General features: G+C 37.3%; 20 protein-coding genes. 15 read left to right on the forward strand and 5 right to left on the reverse strand.

Annotated features, from left to right (window positions below):
• Window positions 1-12 precede the first annotated feature (12 nt).
• From NV349_RS01470 to NV349_RS01485, 4 genes are all read left to right on the forward strand, one after another.
• Complete coding sequence (locus tag NV349_RS01470) at window positions 13-840, forward strand: carbohydrate ABC transporter permease (RefSeq protein WP_051891576.1); 828 nt, start codon at window positions 13-15, stop codon at window positions 838-840.
• On the forward strand, window positions 827-1,840 hold the full coding sequence (locus NV349_RS01475) for an N-acetylglucosamine kinase (RefSeq protein WP_271912135.1): 1,014 nt from the start codon (window positions 827-829) through the stop codon (window positions 1,838-1,840). The genes NV349_RS01470 and NV349_RS01475 overlap by 14 nt, the downstream gene beginning before the upstream one ends.
• 5 nt (window positions 1,841-1,845) lie before the next feature.
• Window positions 1,846-2,739 carry an N-acetylmuramic acid 6-phosphate etherase gene (gene murQ, locus NV349_RS01480; RefSeq protein ID WP_271912137.1) on the forward strand — a complete coding sequence of 298 codons (894 nt, stop codon included), beginning with the start codon at window positions 1,846-1,848 and terminating at the stop codon, window positions 2,737-2,739.
• A 62-nt stretch (window positions 2,740-2,801) separates the two neighbouring features.
• Window positions 2,802-3,683 carry a MurR/RpiR family transcriptional regulator gene (locus NV349_RS01485; protein ID WP_058844875.1) on the forward strand — a complete coding sequence of 294 codons (882 nt, stop codon included), beginning with the start codon at window positions 2,802-2,804 and terminating at the stop codon, window positions 3,681-3,683.
• A 76-nt stretch (window positions 3,684-3,759) separates the two neighbouring features.
• Here the strand turns inward: NV349_RS01485 and NV349_RS01490 are convergent, their stop codons facing one another.
• The 3 genes from NV349_RS01490 to NV349_RS01500 all read right to left on the reverse strand — a co-directional run bounded on the left by NV349_RS01490 (window position 3,760) and on the right by NV349_RS01500 (window position 8,135).
• Window positions 3,760-4,842, reverse strand: a complete 1,083-nt coding sequence (locus NV349_RS01490; protein ID WP_089934958.1) for an ABC transporter ATP-binding protein — start codon at window positions 4,840-4,842, stop codon at window positions 3,760-3,762.
• Window positions 4,843-4,945: 103 nt separating this feature from the next.
• Complete coding sequence (locus NV349_RS01495; RefSeq protein ID WP_089934960.1) at window positions 4,946-5,806, reverse strand: PucR family transcriptional regulator; 861 nt, start codon at window positions 5,804-5,806, stop codon at window positions 4,946-4,948.
• Window positions 5,807-5,948: 142 nt separating this feature from the next.
• Window positions 5,949-8,135, reverse strand: coding sequence for an MMPL family transporter (locus NV349_RS01500; RefSeq protein WP_271912142.1), 2,187 nt, complete (start codon window positions 8,133-8,135; stop codon window positions 5,949-5,951).
• Between the two features lie 125 nt (window positions 8,136-8,260).
• On the opposite strand from NV349_RS01500, the gene NV349_RS01505 reads away from it, so the two are divergent.
• The 6 genes from NV349_RS01505 (at window position 8,261) to NV349_RS01530 (ending at window position 13,150) form a co-directional block, all read left to right on the forward strand.
• Entirely contained in the window at window positions 8,261-8,881 is a 621-nt protein-coding gene (locus NV349_RS01505; RefSeq protein ID WP_089934964.1) for a TetR/AcrR family transcriptional regulator, read from the forward strand.
• 680 nt (window positions 8,882-9,561) lie between these two features.
• Entirely contained in the window at window positions 9,562-10,344 is a 783-nt protein-coding gene (locus NV349_RS01510) for a class I SAM-dependent methyltransferase (RefSeq protein WP_036118025.1), read from the forward strand.
• A gap of 3 nt (window positions 10,345-10,347) precedes the next feature.
• Window positions 10,348-11,034 carry an ABC transporter ATP-binding protein gene (locus NV349_RS01515; RefSeq protein WP_036118022.1) on the forward strand — a complete coding sequence of 229 codons (687 nt, stop codon included), beginning with the start codon at window positions 10,348-10,350 and terminating at the stop codon, window positions 11,032-11,034.
• A 19-nt stretch (window positions 11,035-11,053) separates the two neighbouring features.
• Window positions 11,054-12,106, forward strand: coding sequence for an ABC transporter substrate-binding protein (locus NV349_RS01520; RefSeq protein ID WP_271912144.1), 1,053 nt, complete (start codon window positions 11,054-11,056; stop codon window positions 12,104-12,106).
• Entirely contained in the window at window positions 12,081-12,851 is a 771-nt protein-coding gene (locus NV349_RS01525) for an ABC transporter permease (protein WP_089933120.1), read from the forward strand. Before NV349_RS01520 ends, NV349_RS01525 begins: the two co-directional genes overlap by 26 nt.
• A 2-nt stretch (window positions 12,852-12,853) precedes the next feature.
• Entirely contained in the window at window positions 12,854-13,150 is a 297-nt protein-coding gene (locus NV349_RS01530) for an AraC family ligand binding domain-containing protein (RefSeq protein ID WP_089933118.1), read from the forward strand.
• 61 nt (window positions 13,151-13,211) lie between these two features.
• On the opposite strand, the gene NV349_RS01535 is transcribed toward NV349_RS01530, so the two are convergent.
• Window positions 13,212-13,994 carry a class I SAM-dependent methyltransferase gene (locus NV349_RS01535; RefSeq protein ID WP_089933114.1) on the reverse strand — a complete coding sequence of 261 codons (783 nt, stop codon included), beginning with the start codon at window positions 13,992-13,994 and terminating at the stop codon, window positions 13,212-13,214.
• Between the two features lie 101 nt (window positions 13,995-14,095).
• Between NV349_RS01535 and NV349_RS01540 the strand changes: the two genes are divergently transcribed.
• From NV349_RS01540 to NV349_RS01555, 4 genes are all read left to right on the forward strand, one after another.
• Window positions 14,096-14,764, forward strand: coding sequence for a Crp/Fnr family transcriptional regulator (locus NV349_RS01540; RefSeq protein WP_089933112.1), 669 nt, complete (start codon window positions 14,096-14,098; stop codon window positions 14,762-14,764).
• 321 nt (window positions 14,765-15,085) lie between these two features.
• Complete coding sequence (locus tag NV349_RS01545; RefSeq protein WP_036118008.1) at window positions 15,086-15,514, forward strand: helical membrane plugin domain-containing protein; 429 nt, start codon at window positions 15,086-15,088, stop codon at window positions 15,512-15,514.
• A gap of 45 nt (window positions 15,515-15,559) precedes the next feature.
• Window positions 15,560-16,744, forward strand: coding sequence for an NAD(P)/FAD-dependent oxidoreductase (locus NV349_RS01550; RefSeq protein ID WP_101966972.1), 1,185 nt, complete (start codon window positions 15,560-15,562; stop codon window positions 16,742-16,744).
• Window positions 16,745-16,877: 133 nt separating this feature from the next.
• A complete protein-coding gene (locus NV349_RS01555; protein ID WP_036118002.1) occupies window positions 16,878-17,831 on the forward strand; it encodes a methyl-accepting chemotaxis protein in 954 nt (317 codons plus the stop codon).
• A 55-nt stretch (window positions 17,832-17,886) separates the two neighbouring features.
• Here NV349_RS01555 and NV349_RS01560 read toward each other — a convergent pair whose 3' ends face one another.
• Window positions 17,887-19,548: a M20/M25/M40 family metallo-hydrolase gene (locus tag NV349_RS01560; RefSeq protein WP_089933109.1), complete on the reverse strand. Its 1,662-nt coding sequence runs from the start codon at window positions 19,546-19,548 to the stop codon at window positions 17,887-17,889.
• 240 nt (window positions 19,549-19,788) lie between these two features.
• On the opposite strand from NV349_RS01560, the gene NV349_RS01565 reads away from it, so the two are divergent.
• The gene (locus tag NV349_RS01565; RefSeq protein ID WP_058843989.1) at window positions 19,789-20,502 is read left to right on the forward strand and encodes an IclR family transcriptional regulator; all 714 of its coding nucleotides are present in this window, start codon (window positions 19,789-19,791) and stop codon (window positions 20,500-20,502) included.
• Window positions 20,503-20,512 lie beyond the last annotated feature (10 nt).

Here is a 20,512-nt window from a genome sequence, read left to right on the forward strand (position 1 = left end):
GGGGTGAATATAGTGAAGCAAGGTGCAATATGGGTTCGACCTTTTTATTATCTTGTGGTATTTACGGTGGCGACCATTAGTTTATATCCCATTTTGTTAATGATTTTATCTTCATTTAAAAAAAGCGTGGACATTTACAAAAATCCATTAGGCTTACCAACTAGCTTTAGCTTAGAGACTTACCGTACATTATTATCTAAAATCCCATTTACAACGTATTTTTTAAACAGCCTGTTTGTTAGCGTTGTATCTGTTGTATTGATTGTTGTTGTTTGTTCATTGGCTTCATTTTATATTGCTCGCTTTCAATTTTCTTGGAATCATGCATTGTTTTTTATTTTTTTATTAGGCATGATGATCCCTATAAAGCTAGGTATTGTACCGCTCTTTATTTTAATGCGTGATTTAGGATTAATTAATTCCTTATGGTCTTTAATTTTGATGAATATGGCGACAGGCATACCATTATCCATGCTGATCTTAACAGGCTTTTTTAAAACGATGCCTTATGAGCTGGAGGAGGCTGCCCGTATAGATGGGGCAGGAAACTTAAGAGTCCTTTGGCATGTGGTATTACCGTTAATGAGACCAGCACTTGGAACAGTCGTCATTATTAACTTTATCGCTGCATGGAATGATTTTTTCTTCCCGCTTATTTTTATTACAGAGAAAATGAAACGGACGATACCAGTTGGGATGATGTCACTCTTTGGGGAACATTCCGCAGATTGGGGCTCGCTGTTTGCAGGCCTAACATTAGCATCATTACCAATGATCCTATTATTCTTTATTGCTTCAAAGCAATTTATGGAAGGGCTGACGGCTGGTGCTATTAAATAGACAATACATTATTGCGGTAGATGGAGGCGGGACGAGAACTCGCGCAGTAATTGGAACGAAAGAAGGAGAAGTGCTGGCGGTTGTTGAAGGAGTCGGAACGAATATGAAGGCGACACCACCAAACGTGGTAAGGATACAGATTGAGCATCTACTAGCCCAGTTATTACAAAAGATAGCTGCGACAAAGAGTGATGTTTCGACTGTGTTCTTATGTGTGGCAGGAGGAGATCGACAAGTAGATAAAGTCCGCTGGGAGCAATGGATTGGTTTCATTTTCCCTGCTAGCTCTTGTAAGGTAACGATCACCAATGATGCAGTAGCGGCTCTTACTAGCGGTACATTTACCCAGCAAGGGCTCGTTGTAATAGCAGGCACAGGCTCCATTGTATACGCTGTCAGGAAAGATCATCAAGTTAGTCGTGTTGGAGGATGGGGTTATTTATTTGGAGATGAAGGCAGTGGCTACTATATTGGGCAAGAGGCATTGCGTGTAATTGCTCAGCATTATGATGTTTTTGGCATGAATGGAGATGTCTTTACTGCGGCCATTTTAGAGCAGTTAACATTAACAAATCCTACTGACATCATTACCCATGTTTATGAGCATCCACAACCACGTGTCCTCATAGCCTCTATAGCTCGGACGGTGTTAAGTTTAGCTGAACAACAGAATGATAAAGCAAAGAATATTATCGAACAGGCTGTTCATCATTTAGTGCAATTCCTCCAAACGATGCTGAAAAAAGAACCACAAGTGAAAAATTGGCCTATTGTCATATGTGGAGGTTTATTTGAAAATCTTTATTTTAAGCAATGTTTTCAAGAGACATTACGGCTAGCAACTAGGCATAATCGGCTCATACAACCTGAAGTGCCACCTGTTATTGGGGCTTTCATTAATGGGCTTTTGAGTGAGGGGATTCAAATGACAGAAGCTTTACAGCAAACGGTAAAGGGAACTTGGATGAGCATCCATGAAAAGAGCGCGGGAGGGATTTAAATTCAATGGAACGCATGACAAAACTGACGACTGAAGGCTACCATCCAGATACGACAAATCTAGATTTAATGTCCACTGCTGAAATTGTAAAGCTGATGAATGAAGAGGATAAAAAAATACCGTTAGCCATAGCCAAAGTTTTACCTGAGATTGAACAAGCTATTACAGCTACTGTTCATGCACTGAAGAATGGTGGCCGTTTATTTTATATAGGTGCAGGGACGAGTGGGCGAATTGGTTTGCTTGATGCAGTGGAATGTCCGCCCACATTTAGTACCTTACCAGCGCTTGTACAGGCAATATTGGCTGGTGGGGAAGAGGCAGTCATGATTGCCGTAGAAGGAGCGGAGGATGATCTGTCATTAGGCGAAGCAGAATTAAAGAAACGACAGCTAACAAACCGCGATGTAGTGATTGGAATAGCGGCAAGTGGTAGAACACCTTTTGTGAAGGGGGCATTAATATACGCGCAGCAAATAGGAGCGAAAACCATCAGCTTAGTTAGTAATTCTCATTCTGCCATTAGTCAGTATACGGACATTGCGATAGAGGTGATTACTGGTCCTGAAATTTTGACAGGGTCTACAAGATTAAAGGCTGCCACTGCCCATAAACAAATACTGAATATGATTACAACAGCCACAATGATCAAGCTTGGCAAAGTCTATAAAAATTTAATGGTGGATGTCCATGCTAGTAACTTTAAATTGCGAGAGCGAGCCAAACAAATAGTTTGTGATGTGACAGGTGTTGCTTATAGTCAGGCTGAAAGTGTTTTGGAGCAAACTAATTTTCAAGTGAAGCTATCGATTGTGATGCTACTGACGAATACAACAATAGAAGAAGCAACGGAATTACTAGCCCAATCCGAAGGGCATGTACGTAGAGCAGTGGAATGAAGAAAGTTTTGATGCGAGATGTGAATGGAAACCTCCATTCAACAAGAGATGAGGATGGAAGAATGGACAAAATAAATGCTGGCTTAATTATGCTTGCAGAAATGCGAGAGAAGCTACCTCCTTCAGAAAAAAAGGTAGCGAGCTTTATTTTAGACTACCCAACACAGGCAATTAAAATGACTGCGGTTGAATTGGGAGAAGCAAGTCATACAAGTAGTGCGGCTGTCATTCGTCTGTGTAAATCGTTAAATATAAGTGGTGTTCAAGAGCTGAAATTACGTATCGCTGGTGATTTACAACATACGAAAACAGTAGATCGGGATATTGAGGCAAATGAAGCATTGCCATCGATTGTAGAAAAGGTGACGATGCAAAGTAGTGAAATTTTGGCACAAACAGCTAATTTAATAGATATAGTTGAATTAGAGCGTGCCGTCACTGCTTTATCACAAGCTCGTAAAATTATATTTTTTGGAGTGGGTGCTTCAGGTATAGCAGCAATGGATGCAGATCAAAAATTTTTAAGAATCAATAAAAATAGTAGAGCTTTTATGGACCTACATTTAGGAGCTACAGCGGTAGTCAATGCACAGGAGGGAGATGTCGTAGTGGGCATTTCCTTTTCTGGAGAAACACATGAAGTGGCTAAAATTCTTGAGATAGCTAGGGAAACACCGGCAACTACAATTAGTTTAACGCGCTATGGTAGTTCTTTAGCAGCTAGTTTAGCGGACATTTGCTTATATGTATCTCCAAATGTTGAAGCTACTTTTAGAAGTGGTGCAACCTCCTCACGCCTTGCCCAACTACTCGTCATTGATATTTTATTTATGGGAGTCGTGACGAGTGCCTATGAGCAGACAGTTGACTATTTAGACGAAACACGTTCAGTCATTCAAGGGCTGCATAAAAAAGTGGCGAAACGAAAAAATAAAATAAAGTAAACGAAGGCGATCTATTATCCCATAGTATCGTCTTCGTTTTTGGTTTCGATTCAGCTGTAGTCGCTAGAGTGTATGCTTAAAGGCGCTCTTCTGTTTCAGGGTCAAAGAAGTGGATTTTTTCCTCCCTCATGACAAAGGAAACCCTATCGGATGGGTGTAAATTATTGTCAGCCTGTACGCGTGCAATGAAATTTTGATTGTTTAAAGAACAATAAAGATAAGTTTCTGCACCTAGTAATTCAGTAACATCAATAGTTGCCTTAAAAGCAAAAGGAGAAACGACATCCGTAATTTGTAAATCCTCAGGACGTATACCCATAACAATCTCTTTCCCTAAATAATTTTTTTCCTTTAACAATGGTACGTACATGGATGGGATAGGGAAGCTCTGCTCTCCTAAAAGGATCTCTGTTTCTGTAAGGTGGCAATGGAATAAGTTCATGGATGGTGAACCAATAAAGCCTGCCACAAACATGTTATGAGGTGTATTATATACTTCCTTTGGCGTCCCGATTTGTTGAATAAGACCATCCTTCATCACGACGAGGCGAGTAGCCATTGTCATAGCCTCTGTTTGGTCATGCGTAACATAGATTGTAGTTGTTTGAATTCGTTGATGGAGTTTCTGGATTTCAGCACGCATTTGCACACGTAATTTGGCATCCAAATTAGAAAGAGGTTCATCCATTAAAAATACTTTAGCGTCTCTAACAATAGCTCGACCAAGAGCCACACGCTGACGTTGTCCACCTGATAAAGCTTTTGGCTTTCTTTTTAAATAATCCTCTAAACCTAATATTTTAGCAGCCTCTTTGACGCGGTGATCTATTTCCTTTTTATCGACCTTTCGGAGCTTTAAGCTAAACGCCATATTATCATAGACTGTCATATGTGGATATAAAGCATAGCTTTGAAATACCATGGCAATACTACGATCTTTTGACTCCACATCATTCATTAGGACATCATCAATATAGAGTTCTCCTTTTGATATGTCCTCTAAGCCAGCAATCATACGCAAAGTTGTGGTTTTTCCACAGCCAGATGGACCTACAAACACAATGAATTCTTTATTATGAATATGCAGATTGAAATCAGTTACAGCCTGAATATTTTTATCGTAAATTTTATAGATATGCTCTAACCGTAATTCCGCCATAATATACACCCCTTTGTAAGACATAATTTTATTGTAAATAACTTCAGCACAGAGTGATAGAGAAACAGTGCACAGTGTTGAGGCCATTAATTGTGCAGTTAACCTAAAGTGATTCTAAGAAAATAATTGCGAAATAAACATCTAGTCGATGAGAAAAATGCCGAATGTCCTTTTGCGTCAATAGCTGAAATTTTTCTAAGCGATTTTGTAGTGTATTGCGATGCATATACATTTTTTTAGAAGCTAATGTGATATTCCCTTCATATTCAATCAATTGCTTTATCGTATGGAGTAATTCAGGCTGAGAGGTGGCACTTTTTAAGACAGAGGAAATAAAAATCTCCTTTTCATGTGACTCTATATGCTGCATGACATATGGCACTAAAATCTCCTGCTGTGTGAGTACATGCTTTGGTGTATAGGTCCAAATAAATTGTTGAAGGTGGACATACCAGCTAAATCGCTCCTTAGTCGTCGTTACGTCTGGTATAACATCAGATACGAAAATCTTAAAATGAGCCTGTAAATCCTCGATTAATGGATCAAGATAATGAGCAAAATTTAATATTTCATCACCCTTAATACATTCGATTATGACAAATAATTGTGGATGTATGGATAGCATGAAAATATCTTTTCCTAGTAAAGCTTCAAAGATTGTGCGGAGTAATGCAGGTGCTGTAAAATCTTTGTCGAAGTGAAGAAATAACAAACGATGTAGAGGAAGGATAGATGGAGCAATATCCGTTAGGTCTGTTAAATAATCTAGCCAAATCCTATCGTAGTCATGTGGCAAGGCAATGGGATCTGAGAAAATTTGCAACAGCTCAAATTCACTTTGTGTCACGGTATGTGCTGGAATTTCATAAAGATGGTTGTCAAAATTAAATACATAGTTTCCGTCTGTTTTACCTGAAAAGGGGGTTAATAATGGGAAGCGTTGCTGTAGTTTTTGAAGGTTCATTTATGCCACTCCTTTATTTGAATGGAGAGTAATAAAGTTAAATTAGTATAATTATATGATGAAATGTTTATAGTATTAATAGAAAAAACACGGATGTTAGCAAGTATGATAGTCATACTTATCTAATGTCCGTGTTATCTGTTTATGCCTCTTTTTTAAATAACTTCCCTGGCCAAAATGCATATTTACCTAGTACTGTTGTGATTGCTGGTACAAGCAATGGACGTACAATAAATGTATCGAGAAGCACACCGATGGCTGTAACGACACCAAATTGAACAAGCACCTGAATCGGTAAAGTTGCCAACACAGCAAACGTACCTGCCAAGATGAGTCCAGCGGATGTAATAACACTTCCTGTTCGGACGACACCTTCTTCTACAGCTGTTAAATGATCAGCAGTTTTACGCTTTTTCCAAATTTCTGAGATCATAAAGATATTATAATCTTCTCCGAGTGCTACTAGGAACACGAAGGAATACAGTGGTATAGCTCCAGAAATGGCTTCTGCACCCATGATATGATGCAAAATTAGCCATCCAGCACCTAATGCTCCAAAGTAGGAAATAATAACGGTTGCTAATAAATAAACCGTAGCAGTAATAGAGCGTAAATAAACAAACAATAATAATGCGATTAAAGCAATCATGGTTGGCATGATCACGGTCTCATCACGCTTAGTTATTTGTTGTGTATCGTATTGGCTGGCTGTTTCTCCACCAATCCAAACATGCTTCTCAGCACTAGTGAGCCCCTGTACCTCCAACATTTTAATTACCTCAGCTTGAAGCTCAGGAATATGGGCTAATGATTCCTTTGCATAGGGGTTGACATTGAAAGTTAATTCGTACAATTGAATAGCCTTATTTTTATCGCCAGTTTGTACATCTGCAACACTATCAATATAAGAGATGTCAGCAAGTTGTTGCTGTAAATTAATATCGGTACCTTCAGTATCAATAACCAATTGAACAGGAGCTAGCTCTCCAGGAGAAAAATTCTCTTCTATTAAAGTAAAGCCTTCTCGGGACGGCATATCTTTTGGGAAGGATGAAAGCAGATCAAACGTGTATTGAATACGTGGAACGAATGCTGCCAATCCCCCGAGTAAAATGACTGTTACAGCAATAACAATCCATGGTTTATGTGTAACAAAACGTCCGATTTTATGACTAACCTTATGTGAAGGTTTATGCTGCTTTTTACCTTTTTTATTTGCCATTTCCTCAGTACGAGGGATGAAGGGAAAGAAAGCTACACGTCCTATTATGACAAGAATAGCTGGTAGGACAACAAGTGCTGCAATTCCCATTACAAGCACGCCAAAGCTAAATGGCACAGCAAAGCGTTGGAATGCACCATAATGAGCAAGACTAAGAGTAGCTAGACCAATGACAACCGTCAAAGCACTCATTAAAATGGCACCACCTGATTCTTTGACAGTCAGCTTCATAGCAGCAGTCTTATCCTCAACATCTAAGAGAATTTCTCTATATTTAGAAATTAAAAATAAACAATAGTCAGTACCTGCACCAAAGAGTAAAACAGTCATAATGGATACTGCTTGCGAATCCTTATCTATCCATCCTTGGTCAGCAAAGAAACCAAGTGTCGGACTAATAACACCATAGGCAAGACCTACAACAATTAAAGGAATAATAGCCAGTAATGGTGAACGATAAATGATAATAAGTAATACTAAAACGAGCAATACGGTTGCTATTAATAATTTCACGTCTGCCTGTGAAAATAAACTGACAGCATCAGTGGCAATCCCAACTGGTCCAGAATAGCGGACATGGAGTGCATCACTGGATAATTTCTCATCTAATTGAACTTGATAGCGTTCCATTACCTTTGTCAGATGATCTAAACTATCCTGTAGCATATCTGTAGCGACATCTTTTTCAAAAAACACTGGTGTCACAATCGTTGTGCCATTTTCGGAAGCGGAAGTCATTAAAGCCTGTGGTGGCATTTGATCAAATGGTGGGATCATTGTTTGATGGGCTAAGGGCTTTGCCTGAAGCTCGCTATAAACACCTTGGATAGCCGTAAAATCATCAATGCTAAGACCACTGTCACGATGCCAAACTAGTAATAAAGGTGTTCCAGCATCGTTAGGGAATTGCTCAGCAATAATCGCCGCTGCTTGCTCAGACATTTCAGTATCAGGTAAATTTTTACCGGATTCACTTTCTATACTATTGATTTGTGGCCATGCAAACGACAGCACCACTACTAATAACACCCAAAAAGCTAATGCTAATAAGCGACCCTTTTTACTTGCAACCATTGAGCCCCATTGCTCAAGTGGATGTTTTTTCATGAGAAGACCTCCATTTCATGTAAGTGATTTAATTATATATACTAGAAGGTTAATTAATCAACCTAGAAATATTCATATGTTATACTATGTGTAAAAAGTATGCTTAATTTAAGGAGGCGAACTTGTTGAAACAATCACCGCGTGTTCTCGGGAGACCTCGCCATGATGGAAATGCGAAACCAACAAAAGATCTTGTCCTTGAAACGGCCACAAGACTTTTTATTAAAGAAGGCTACAAAAATATTTCGATGGATGATGTAGCTAAAGCTTGTAACGTAACAAAGGCGACTATCTATTACTACTACCCAACTAAAGGTGAATTATATACATCTGCATTAATTGCTATGATGGATCGAATCAAGCTATCTATCCTAGAAATTTTAGAGCAGCCTATACCATTTAAAGAGCGATTAGAGCAGCTTGTGGCAGTTCATTTATCAGCGACTATCGATATTGATATGAAAAATTTTATGAAAGAGGCAACCATCAATTTATCGGAACCACAGCTGAAACAAGTACAGGCATCTGAAAATGATATGTATCAAACAATAGAGCAGACCATGCAAGTGGAGATGGATAATGGCACGATTCGAAAAGGAAATGCTAAATTTTTCGCTCATAACTTTATGGCATTAATGACAGTAGGATATTTTAAAGATGGCGACGGTAAAACTTTGCTAGGCTCAGTAGATGTGACGGCAAAGGAAGTAACAAATTTCTTTTGGCTGTCTGTTGAAAATAAATAAAACTTAATGATTATGTAATTTTTTATAAAAGGAGTTATCTCATTATTTGAGGTAACTCCTTTTATGTTGTTGAAAAAAGATCATGTCACTAGCAGAAAACGACCTTTTAGCAAGGTGGGGGTTGATTTCCGTTCCGCCAGCGTCCTTTCCAGGGGGCGTCCGATGAGCCGCTTCACTCACTTCCGTTCGCTCCAGGGTCTCCTCTGTGACGCTAAATCCCCTAGGAGTGACGCTGGCTCCACTCCAATCAACCATTCTGCAAAATGTCTTAACTTTTTTCATAGTAGCATAGCGATCAAATCGCCCATTATCTGTATTCTTAATGAGTGACAACACCTCTTCATAAAGAGTAGTAAACACCTTCATTTATTTGAAAACCTCTGCTAAAAAGGTAACATTTTGTAGGTTGGAGTGGAAGGCTACTTGACTCCCGTGGGATAGTGAGACAGGCAAGCCTCTAAACGGAGCGGCTATGCGCTCGCCCACAGGAAAGCAAGTAGCCTGCAACGGAAATCCATTTTCACCTGTCACCAAAACTCTATGGATTGTTTTATTTTTCAACACAATTAAAGGAGTTATCTCATTATTTGAGGTAACTCCTTTAATTGTGATATGGGTCACATACATTGATAATGATTCTCATTTATAGTGTAGCTATAGATGACAGAGGAGGAGAAAAAATGAATTCGACAGAACAGCGTTTACCTACACATCTCTTTTTAGCGAAGTTAGGAAAGACAATTTTACGTCCAGGTGGAAAGGAGGCTACGAACCGAATATTAGAGGCTTGTCAGCTACATGAAGATAGCCATGTCCTAGAGGTGGCTACGAATACAGGAGCGACAGCAATACATATTGCTAAAGCATACAATGCTAAAGTAAGTGGAATTGATATTAATAAAGAGGCAGTTCAAAAAGCAAAAGAAATTATTATTCGTGAAAATGTACAGCATCTCGTTCAAATTCAACAAGGAAATGCTACACAATTACCATTTGATGATGCAACCTTCGATGTGGTTATAAATGAAGCGATGCTCACAATGCTACCACAGGAATTAAAAGAACAGGCTTTAGCTGAATATAGGAGGGTTTTGAAGCCAGGCGGTATTTTAGCAACACATGATTTAGTTGTTAAAGCATCAAGTGAAGAAAGTGTTACTGATGAAATTGAGGCACTGCGTAATGTCATTGTTGTGAAGGCACAGCCACTATCAAAGCAGCATTGGCAAACTTTAGTTGAAAATACAGGATTCAAACCTGTAGATGTGCATACTGGAGAACTCCACTTAGTATCTTTGGTAGGGCTTATACGAGATGAGGGCTTAGATGGTTTAATACGTATCATTGAAAATGCACGGAAAAATTCGGATGATGAGCAATATTTCCTTGAAATAATTGAGCATTTTGATCATGCTCGCCATCATTTTGGTCACATTACCATCATTGCAAAAAAGCAAGGATAGCCAATGAAAACAGCAATTCAATTTGAACACGTATCTAAATTTTTTGGAACGAAGCAAATTATTAAAGATTGTCATTTAAGTTTGCAAGAAGGCGAAGTGGTGGCTATTGTTGGACCTTCAGGATGTGGAAAAACTACCTTTTTACATCTTGCAACGAATGTACTACAGCCAACATCTGGTCATATTACATGCATCACAGATAAATTGGGTTATGTATTTCAAGAACCAAGGTTATTACCATGGTGTACATTATATGAAAATGTCACATTTAGCTGTAATGGTGTAGTAGATAGATCTCAAATTATGAATCTATTAGCTCGCGTTAAGCTTGACAATGAAATGGATGCGTTTCCTAAGCAATTATCTGGTGGCATGAAGCAGCGAGTTTCAATTGTTAGAGCATTTGCATGCAAGCCTAAGCTTATTATGATGGATGAACCTTTTTCAGCATTAGATTATTGGATAAAAAAAGAACTTGTGCAGGACCTTATTGATTTAATAGAAAATGAGCAAGTAGGTATGTTTTATGTAACTCATGACTATGAAGAAGCTGCAACGGTAGCAGACCGCATTATTAATATTGCGTATGCAAATGAAGGAATCTACAAGGAAATAGTTTTAGATACACCAAGAAAACATCGTAACTTTGATTATATAAAAAATATTGAATATCAATTATTACAACTTTAAATAAGGGAGAAAGTATGCTATGAAAAAATGGCCTATAGTAAGTCTTTTAATAGTATGTCTTACAGTTGTCTTAACGGCTTGTGGCAATACAGAAAAAGCAAAGCAAGATCAAGAACCAGAGAAAAGTGTACAAGCTACTACTGAACAACCAAGTGTATCAAAGGTTGAAAAAATGACTATTCAGGCACCGGCAGGTATTTCGATTGCTGCACCACTCTATAAAATGATTGATGATAAATCGTTACTAGAAGGTGCAGAGGATGTTGAGTTTCTAACTTGGAATACTCCTGACGAATTACGTGCACGTATCAGTGGAGGTCAGGTGCAAGTGTCTGCTGTGCCAACATATGTAGGTGCTAACCTTTACAATAAAGGTGTAGACATTCAATTGGTAAATACATTAATTTGGGGTATTTTATATTTTATTGGACCAGAGGGTGAAGCAATATCATGGGAGGATTTAAAAGGTAAAACGGTCCATGTACCATTTAAGGGAGATATGCCAGCATTAGTATTTCAGTATTTATTACAGAAAAACGGGCTAGATATAGAGAAAGATTTAACGGTGGAATATACAGCAACTCCTCAGGAGGTTGTCCAATTATTAGCGGCTGGCAAAGCACAATATGCTGTATTACCAGAGCATACTGCTTCCCTTGTTATTGCGAAGGCGAAAAAAGAGGGAATTGCCCTACAAAAATCAATGAGTCTACAAGAGGAATGGGCAGCAGCAACAGGAAAGGCACCGCGTATTCCTCAAGCTGGCCTTGTTGTGGATAAGGCATTAATTCAAGAGCACCCAGAAACTGTAGCATTGCTACAAGCAAAAATAGAGGAATCTATTCAATTTTTAAAAGATAATCCTGAAGCTGCTGGCGAGCTATTGGCATCATATCAAGAAGGGCTTGATCCAACCTTTATTGCAGGGTTATTACCTTATTTAAATATCGAATTTGTCACGGCGCAAGAAGCCAAGGAAGAGCTTGAGTTTTTCTTTGAACAACTAGCTTCACTATCGCCAGATATTATTGGTGGGCAATTACCGGATGATGATTTCTATTATGAACCGTAAAAAAAGCTTGATTATTCAAATGAGCACTTGCAGTGGCATCGTGCTCATTTGGACACTATTATCTTTAAATTTCCCGAGCATTTTAATACCTTCTCCATATGAAACACTAACAGCACTATGGCACCTTATAGTAAGTGGTGAGTTGCTTCATCAACTTTATTTAACAATGGTTCGTATGGTAGTAGGTTTATCAATCGGTATGTTTTTGGCAATTTTATCGGGTTTATTGGCGGGTAGATTTGCAGTTATTTATGAAATGTTCCGCCCAGTTATTGCATTTTTATTAGGTATCCCACCTATTATTTTAGTCGTAGTTGCAATGGTATGGTTTGGTACTAATTCAATCATACCAATATTTGTCGTAAGTATTTTAGTGTTTCCAACATTTTATATTAATATTGCTAATGGTTATCGACAAATAGATATACAACTCTTACAAATGGCGACCGTCTATCAAAAATCAACATGGCAAAAGTTACGTTTCATCATATTACCAAGTCTGATGGTGCCATTTTTTACAGCCTGTTCGTTGGCGGCAGGAGGTGCAGTAAGAATGACCATTATGGCTGAACTATTAGGAACGAATAGTGGTATTGGAGCGGCTTTAACGATGGCACGCATCAATATTAATACGGATAAAGTATTCGCTTGGACGTTGATAAGTGTACTAATAATTTTAGCAATCGATAGTTTTATTTTAAACCCATTAAAAGCAAAAATGATGACATGGAATAGGGAGGAATGACAATGACAATTATACAAGTTCAAGCAATGCTAAAAGAGAAGAAAAAGCATATTGGTAAATTGGGTAGTATTGAGGGTGCAGATGTCTTAAACATTCAATTGCGAGCAGGTGAAAAAATTCCTGAGCATCATACAGACAATGAAGTTTTAATTATTGTTCAATTTGGGGAAGTTCGCTTTATTATTGAAGGGATGGAAGAAATTTTAACACAGGATACCATCTTAGCCTTAAACCCATCTGAGAAGCACAGCTTAGAAGCTATTACAGATGTTCGCTTGATTGTGATTAAATTGAAATAAAAAAGCTCCTAGCGTATGGAGCTTTTTCTATGCTTCATTTTTAGCTGAACTTTAAGTGATGTTATTGAGCCAGACGCGCAATGATAGAGATGCCTTGTAGGTTTTGATTATGCTTCATAAACGTTTTACGCATAAAAAGTACGCGCTTACGAGCTTTCGAATTTATTATTACATTTTTGATGATTTTTAGAACGCCGAATAAGCCTTCATCTTCAATTAAGCGTTTCGGGTAAAGGAGATGCATAGGTGCCGTTTCTACATGTTCTATAGTAAAACCATGTTGCTTTAAAGCATCTTCCCATTCCTCTACTGTTAATGGTAGAGCATTGACCTTTATAGCTTGGACTAAATCTTTACGAATCTCTTCACGTTGAGTGCTAGTAATAGTAGATGGTGTTAAGCACATCTCATGTATGGCATAGATACCACCAGGCTTTAATAGTCTTTTTGCCTCTCTAATAATGGCATTTTTCTGTTTAGTTGATTGCATGGTCAACATGGCTTCACCGTAGACAACAGTAGCCCATGCATCTGGTAAACCAGTGTGCTCTGCACTACCAATGATACAGCGTTGATTATCCCCATTTAAATATTCTCTTACCTTTTTTGCAGCTTCCTCATCACGTTCAACGGCTATGTAGGTTGGATTTTTTGCTAATGTCATTTTTGCAGTAGTGCCAAGTCCAGGTGCAAATTCTACTACATAGTCCTGTTCTTTAATGGCTAAATGTTGAAGCATTTGACATGTCATTTGAATGCCACCAGGGCGAAGTACCGTTTTTCCTAAGCTCGCTAAGAGCCAATGACCAGGCATTTTTTCGTAGTTTAAGGTTTGTTTAGTCATTTATGTATCCTCCTTTTATTGAAAATGATTATTATTCTCACTATTATAAAGGTAATATAACATTAATTACTGTGATATATGTCAAATTTGGAGGTAGATAAATGAACTGTCAAAAACAATACTGTTTTTCAAAGGTACCAATATTTCAACATCTAAAAGCACATGAAATGGAAGAAATCTCACACATTATTACACATCATCATTTTGATAAGGGAGACATTATTTTACTCGCAGGTGACCGGAAGAAAAAATTATTTATCGTAAGGTATGGCCGTGCAAAAGTATCTCATATTTCTACAGACGGTCGGGAGTACGTTATGAGAGTTTTGGAAGCAGGAGAATTTTTTGGGGATGTTACATTGTTTAATAATGAGCCGCAAAAATCGACAGTAGAGGCACTAGAAAAAACTGAAATTTGCTCACTTGATGGTGAGGAACTGATGAAGATCTTAGCAGGTACGCCTGTTACGCTGTTTCATATGCTTGCCCAGCTTTCCTCACGATTAGAGGAGACAGAAAATCAATTGAGTGAAGCTGTTTCTAAAGAGGTAAGTGAAAGACTGGCTGCCTTTGTTTTAAAATCTGCTGCTACAGCAGGAAGCGATACATTTTTATTGACACTTACAAAAAAAGATTTAGCCTCTTTATTGAATACTACAAGAGAGACATTAAGCCGTCGTTTATCTGCATTTCAAAAGGAAGGTTATATAGAGATGACAGGAAAAAGAATTATCATAAAAAATTATGATGCTTTGGAAAATTTATTATAGTAAGACAGTTAATAGTTGATAAAATCAATGAGTTTTGAAAATATTGTCGAAATTGTGATATAGCTCATTGAAATAATGTACAAACAGTCTTATAATGAAGGTTGTAATGTCACCAAGACAAGATAAGGATGGTATTATGATGCGCTTTTTGCGATTTAAAGTAAACATTGTAATAACAAGTCATACGAATCGCTATCCAGCCCTTGTGACTGGTGATTGTGTAAGATATACGCTGTAACGACTGTTAAGTTTTACCTTAATGGTCTTTTTTACATGTAAGCAATAAAAAATAGTACTAGTGATGGCAAAGGAGAGTTCAAAATGTCAGAAACGAATAACCAAACACAGGCTGAACAAGTAACTGTGAGTAAAGAGCAATTAGATGTACTAGATCAATTATTAAAGCCTGAAGTTCAAGAATCACTTACAACTTTAGTTGAGCAATTACCAAAGTTAACTGAAATGATGACATTATTAACGAAATCATACGAGTTTGCTCAAGCTGTTGCAACAGACGAAGTGCTTAAAAATGATACTGTTGGAGCAGTAACAGAAATGGCTGGTCCTGTAGTAGGCTCTGCGAAAAACCTTGCAGCAACTGCAATTGAAGCGAAAGACCGTGCATCTGAAAGCCAAGAAGTAATTGGTTTATTCGGTCTTGTGAAAATGTTAAAAGACCCTCAAGTTCAAAATGTTTTCCGTTTTGTTAATGCTTTCTTACAAGTAAGCTCAGAACGCAAAGCTAAATAAGACTCAAGGTAAATTCAATTCGTAAGGACGGAGGATTAATTAATCATGTCAAAAGAAATCGTCATCTTAGGTGCAGGTTACGCTGGCGTTTTAACTGCATTAACAGCACGTAAGTATCTATCAGCTGATGAAGCTAAAATTACTGTAGTAAACCAATTCCCAACACACCAAATTATCACTGAGCTTCACCGTTTAGCAGGTGGTACAATTGCAGAAGGTGCTGTTGCATTACCACTTAAAAAAATCTTTAAAGGTTTAGATATCGACTTACACATTGCAAAAGTATCAAAATTCAATGTAGATAATAAAAAAGTTGATTTAGATAATGGCTATACATTAACTTACGATACGCTTGTAGTATCTTTAGGTAGCCAAACTGGATTCTTCGGTATCCCAGGATTAGAAGAAAACTCTATGGTCCTTAAATCAGTAAATGATGCTAACAAAATTAACAAGCATATCGAAGACCGCATTAAAGCATACGCACAATCTAAAGATGAAGCAGATGCAACAATCGTTATTGGCGGTGGCGGTTTAACAGGCGTTGAGCTTGTTGGTGAAATTGTGGACAACTTCCCGAAAATCGCTGCAAAACACGGTGTTAACTTTGCTGACCTTAAAATTAAACTTGTTGAAGCTGGTCCAAAAATCTTACCAGTACTTCCAGATACACTGATCCAACGCGCTACAGAAAGCTTAACAAAACGCGGTGTAGAATTTATTACAGGTACGCCTGTAACGGGTGTTGACGGCAATGTTATTTCATTAAAAGATCGTGAACCAATCGTTGCAAACACACTTGTATGGACAGGTGGGGTAGCTCCACTACCAATCGTAGGTGAATCAGGTTTAGCAGCTGATCGTGGTAAAGCAACAATTAATGAATTCTTACAATCTACTTCTCACGAAGATGTATTTGTTATTGGTGATGCATCAGTAGCTCTACCTGCTGATGGAGGTCGTCCATTATACGCTCCAACTGCACAAGTTGCATGGCAAATGGGTGAATGCGCTGGTTATAATGTATTTGCACAATACAGAAACCAAGAGATGAAATCATTCTCAGCAGTAAACTCAGGTACACTTGCAAGCTTAGGTCGTAAAGATGCTGTCGCTACAATTGGCGCAAGCAACACAGAGCTTAAAGGTCTTCCTGCAACATTAATGAAAGAAGCTTCAAATATTCGTTATTTAACACATATTAAAGCTTTATTCGGTTTAGCTTATTAATAAATAAAACACTCACTTTTATCGGGATTACGCTGATAGGAGTGAGTGTTTTTTTCTAAAAATGTATATTAATCACTTTAAATCCAGTAAACTAAATACATATTCAATAATCTACTTTCTGGGGTGATAGGCTATGTTAACAATGTTTCAATCAAAAAAAGAAGATATAGAGCAATTTAAGGCTAAAATTGATGAACTGAATGCAAAGCTAGATAAGAAGGATCATGAATTTCAGATTTTCCTCAATGAACTACATAAAGAACTAATTTCAACGATTGGACAACATGATATAGTCAATAACCAGCATATCATTTTAGGAGAGATGGTTACTGAAATATTAAAAGAATTTAATAGAGTAGAAGATAGTACAATACAATCAAATACCATATCTGGACATGCACTTGAAAAAGGTAGTTCTTTAATTGTCTCATCAGATAAAATGGTTTCTTTATCGATTGATAGCAAACAAGCGGTTAAGGAAGTACAGCATGTTATTGATGAGCTAGGTGAACAATCAAGAAAAACAACAAATAGCATGAATCATTTAAGTGAACGATCAAAGCAAATAACGGATATTGTCAAAGTGATTAGTGAGATTTCCAACCAAACTAATTTACTTGCTTTGAATGCCTCAATTGAAGCAGCACGAGCTGGCGAACATGGCAAAGGGTTTTCAGTTGTTGCAGAAGAAGTACGTAAATTAGCAGAAAATACAAAGTCAAGCACAGAAGATATTGTAAACCTTACGAAAAAAATAGAGGAACAAATCTCTGAAGCCTATGAAGATAATAAAAATAATATGCAGCTAGTAACAGAGGGCCTACAAAAAAGTACAGATACTTCTGAGCAAATCAATGCTTTACTCCAAATCATTATGAATGTGCAGGGTGAAGTGAAGGAATTGCTACAATATATTGATAGTCAAAAAATATCGACTGAGGATGTTATGAGTAAATTCCAAACAACAACAGCGCTATTTGATGAAACGAATAAAGTTTTAACAGAACATATTGATGAATCGGAAATAGTAACCAAAAAATTACTAGAAGCTGTAGATAAAGTGAAATGCTTCCCGAATAAAATGTAGATACATAAAAAAACACCATTCGATTCTTAATGAATCGAATGGTGTTTTGATTAGATTAATGGTTTGATTGGAATATTGCTTTAGTTGTTTTCTGTATGAGTTTTGGTAAAACGCCAAAGGAGTAAGGTTTGTAAACTCTCTCAGTCCATTTGTGGCCGTCTTTCCCATATACACCCATTGTAACGGAAGGGATATTTAGTGCTTTTATTTTGTCAAAGGGTAGGGGATAAAGGGTATTCCATTCTGGAAAATTATGAAGCAATTCTTGTAGTTCTTCCTCTGTCGCATGAATAGATAAGAAACTACCATCAGCTAAGTAAGGGAAGAAGCGTTTAACTTGGAATAGCTCACCTGTTTCCATAGCAACCTCTTTGACAATATGCTCAATAGTTTGTTTCAATGCTTGATCTCTTACCACATTTTCCTTTAAATAATTATGTGGTAAGAATGGTGGTGCAAAAAATAAGACAACACGAGGTTGATGTTCTGGATCGGCCTTTTGTAGGGCATCCACAAGAGCAAATGACTGTTGGCGTAATTCCTTTCCTTCATTCTTTTTCATTACCTCTGCAAGAATAGCCTCAGTTTGAACACCTTTTTCATTCAAGTATGAAATCAGTTCATCATACGTCACCACCTCAATATGCCAGGACAAAGAGCGTTTTGGGACATTGGACCATTCACTATATTTTTCATATTGAAGTTGTAAGTATTGTTCTGCTTCAGTACATGCCTGCTGTGTAACAGCTTTTAGTTTACTGACGACATGGGCTGGAGATTCTTCATATAAAAAATAGTTAAAATAAATTTGGCTTGTAGATGCTGTTTGAACTGTGTAGGATTCCTTTGTGTCACGCTGATATAAGCAAGTAGGTGGGAGTATCGTTTCACCTGTAATTTGCTCAGTCAATGCTAAGTTATTATGAATGCGTTCAGTAATTTTAGCTGCTATATAATTCGGGTCGATACCACTTAATGTATCACCCACATGTACCTCACGTCCGTAGATATAGAATGCGGGAAGAAGCTTACCAGCAACGCCTGTATAAATATAACGATGTGGATCATCCCCGTATAATGGTGTTGTAAAATCGGTATTGATTGCCATTAGAAAATCCAACCCATGTGCTATTTTTAAATGACTAAGTTCATCTAATGCATCAATAATCCCATTATGCTCTGACTCTTCACCACCATTTAAAATTAGAAGTAGGTTTCCATCTAATTCTTCAAGATGCTGTGTGAAATACTGAATATTCGCCACATGGACAGCGGCACCACTTTTCATATCTACAGCCCCACGTCCAAACATCCAATCGCCACTTTGAGCATCCTTTTGTACTTCAGCGTTTCCTTCATATTTTCCAAAGAACTCCTCAAGCTTGTAAGGGGAAAAAGCAAACTCCTTTAGATGACCATAATCCTCTATATCGACCGTATCCAAATGGGCATGATAAATAATTGTTTTCTTTGTTTCATTAGGACCTTTTACGAATGCAAAGAGATTTTTGCGTCCGATCGGATCATGCTTCACATCTGTCGTCCAAAGAAATGTAGGGTTTTCTTGGTAATAAGGGAATGCTTGCATTTTTTCATAGATGAACTCAATGATTTTCCCTTCACCATTTGTACCATTAATGCTATTAATATGGACTAATTCTTTTGTAAGCTCTTCGATATGTGTTGCAAGTGGTAATTGACTTAGTTGTTGACACATGTATATTGCTCCTTTTTTGTTCGACTACATATCATTCAAATTAGCAACCATTTCAGTTCAATTGTTTTCATTATATGAAAATTAATCCGTATAGTGGAATATGAAAATATCATATAAGAAAAACGTGTAATAGTCAATTTTAATTTTTATAAAATTCTGTTATTTATTATTAATTTATTCGCTAGGAAGTCTATTTAAATGAGTAAAAATTCGTTAAAATGAATAAAAGGAGGAGTAGTGATGATTCAATCTATTGAAAGAGCAATGTTGATTATTAATGTACTAGCTAAACAACCGAAGAAATTCTATTCTGTGCAAGATATCTACAATGAAACAGATTTACCGAGCAGTACGATTTATCGTCTATTGTATACATTAGAAACTTTCGATTTAGTAGAAAGAAATGAGGAAAAAAAGGAATTTCGTTTAGGGTATACTTGGTTACAACTAGGAATGAAAATGTACCATCATACAAATATTCGAGAAAAAGCACATCCATTATTAGAAGAGCTTGCAAATAATGTTCGTGAAACTACATATTTAAATATTCCCAAACAATTTAGCTCAATCATTATTGATAGAGTAGACAGCCCAAAAAACGTCCGAATCATAGATATGATTGGTGAAAAAATTCCTTATCCAATCGGGGCTGCCAATAAAGTGCTACTAGCCTTTTCAAGCAAAGAAATCCAAGCTACTTTTTCAGAGAATTATGAAGTGATGGAGCAACTTCAACAAATTAAAGAGATGGGCTACTCTATTAGCTACGGTGAAAAAACAAAGGGAACCGTTTCTGTTGCAGCGCCTGTTTTTGATTTGGATGAGAAACCAATTGCAGCTATCAGTGCAGAATGCTTTGAATATGATACAGATGATGAAAAATTAGAGGGTATTGTGAAAGAAGTAACCAAAACAGCCTACCTTCTCTCACAAGAACTCGGGCATATAAAATAGGTCTTTCCTA

This window comes from Lysinibacillus sp. OF-1 (assembly GCF_028356935.1).
GTDB lineage: Bacteria > Bacillota > Bacilli > Bacillales_A > Planococcaceae > Lysinibacillus > Lysinibacillus fusiformis_D.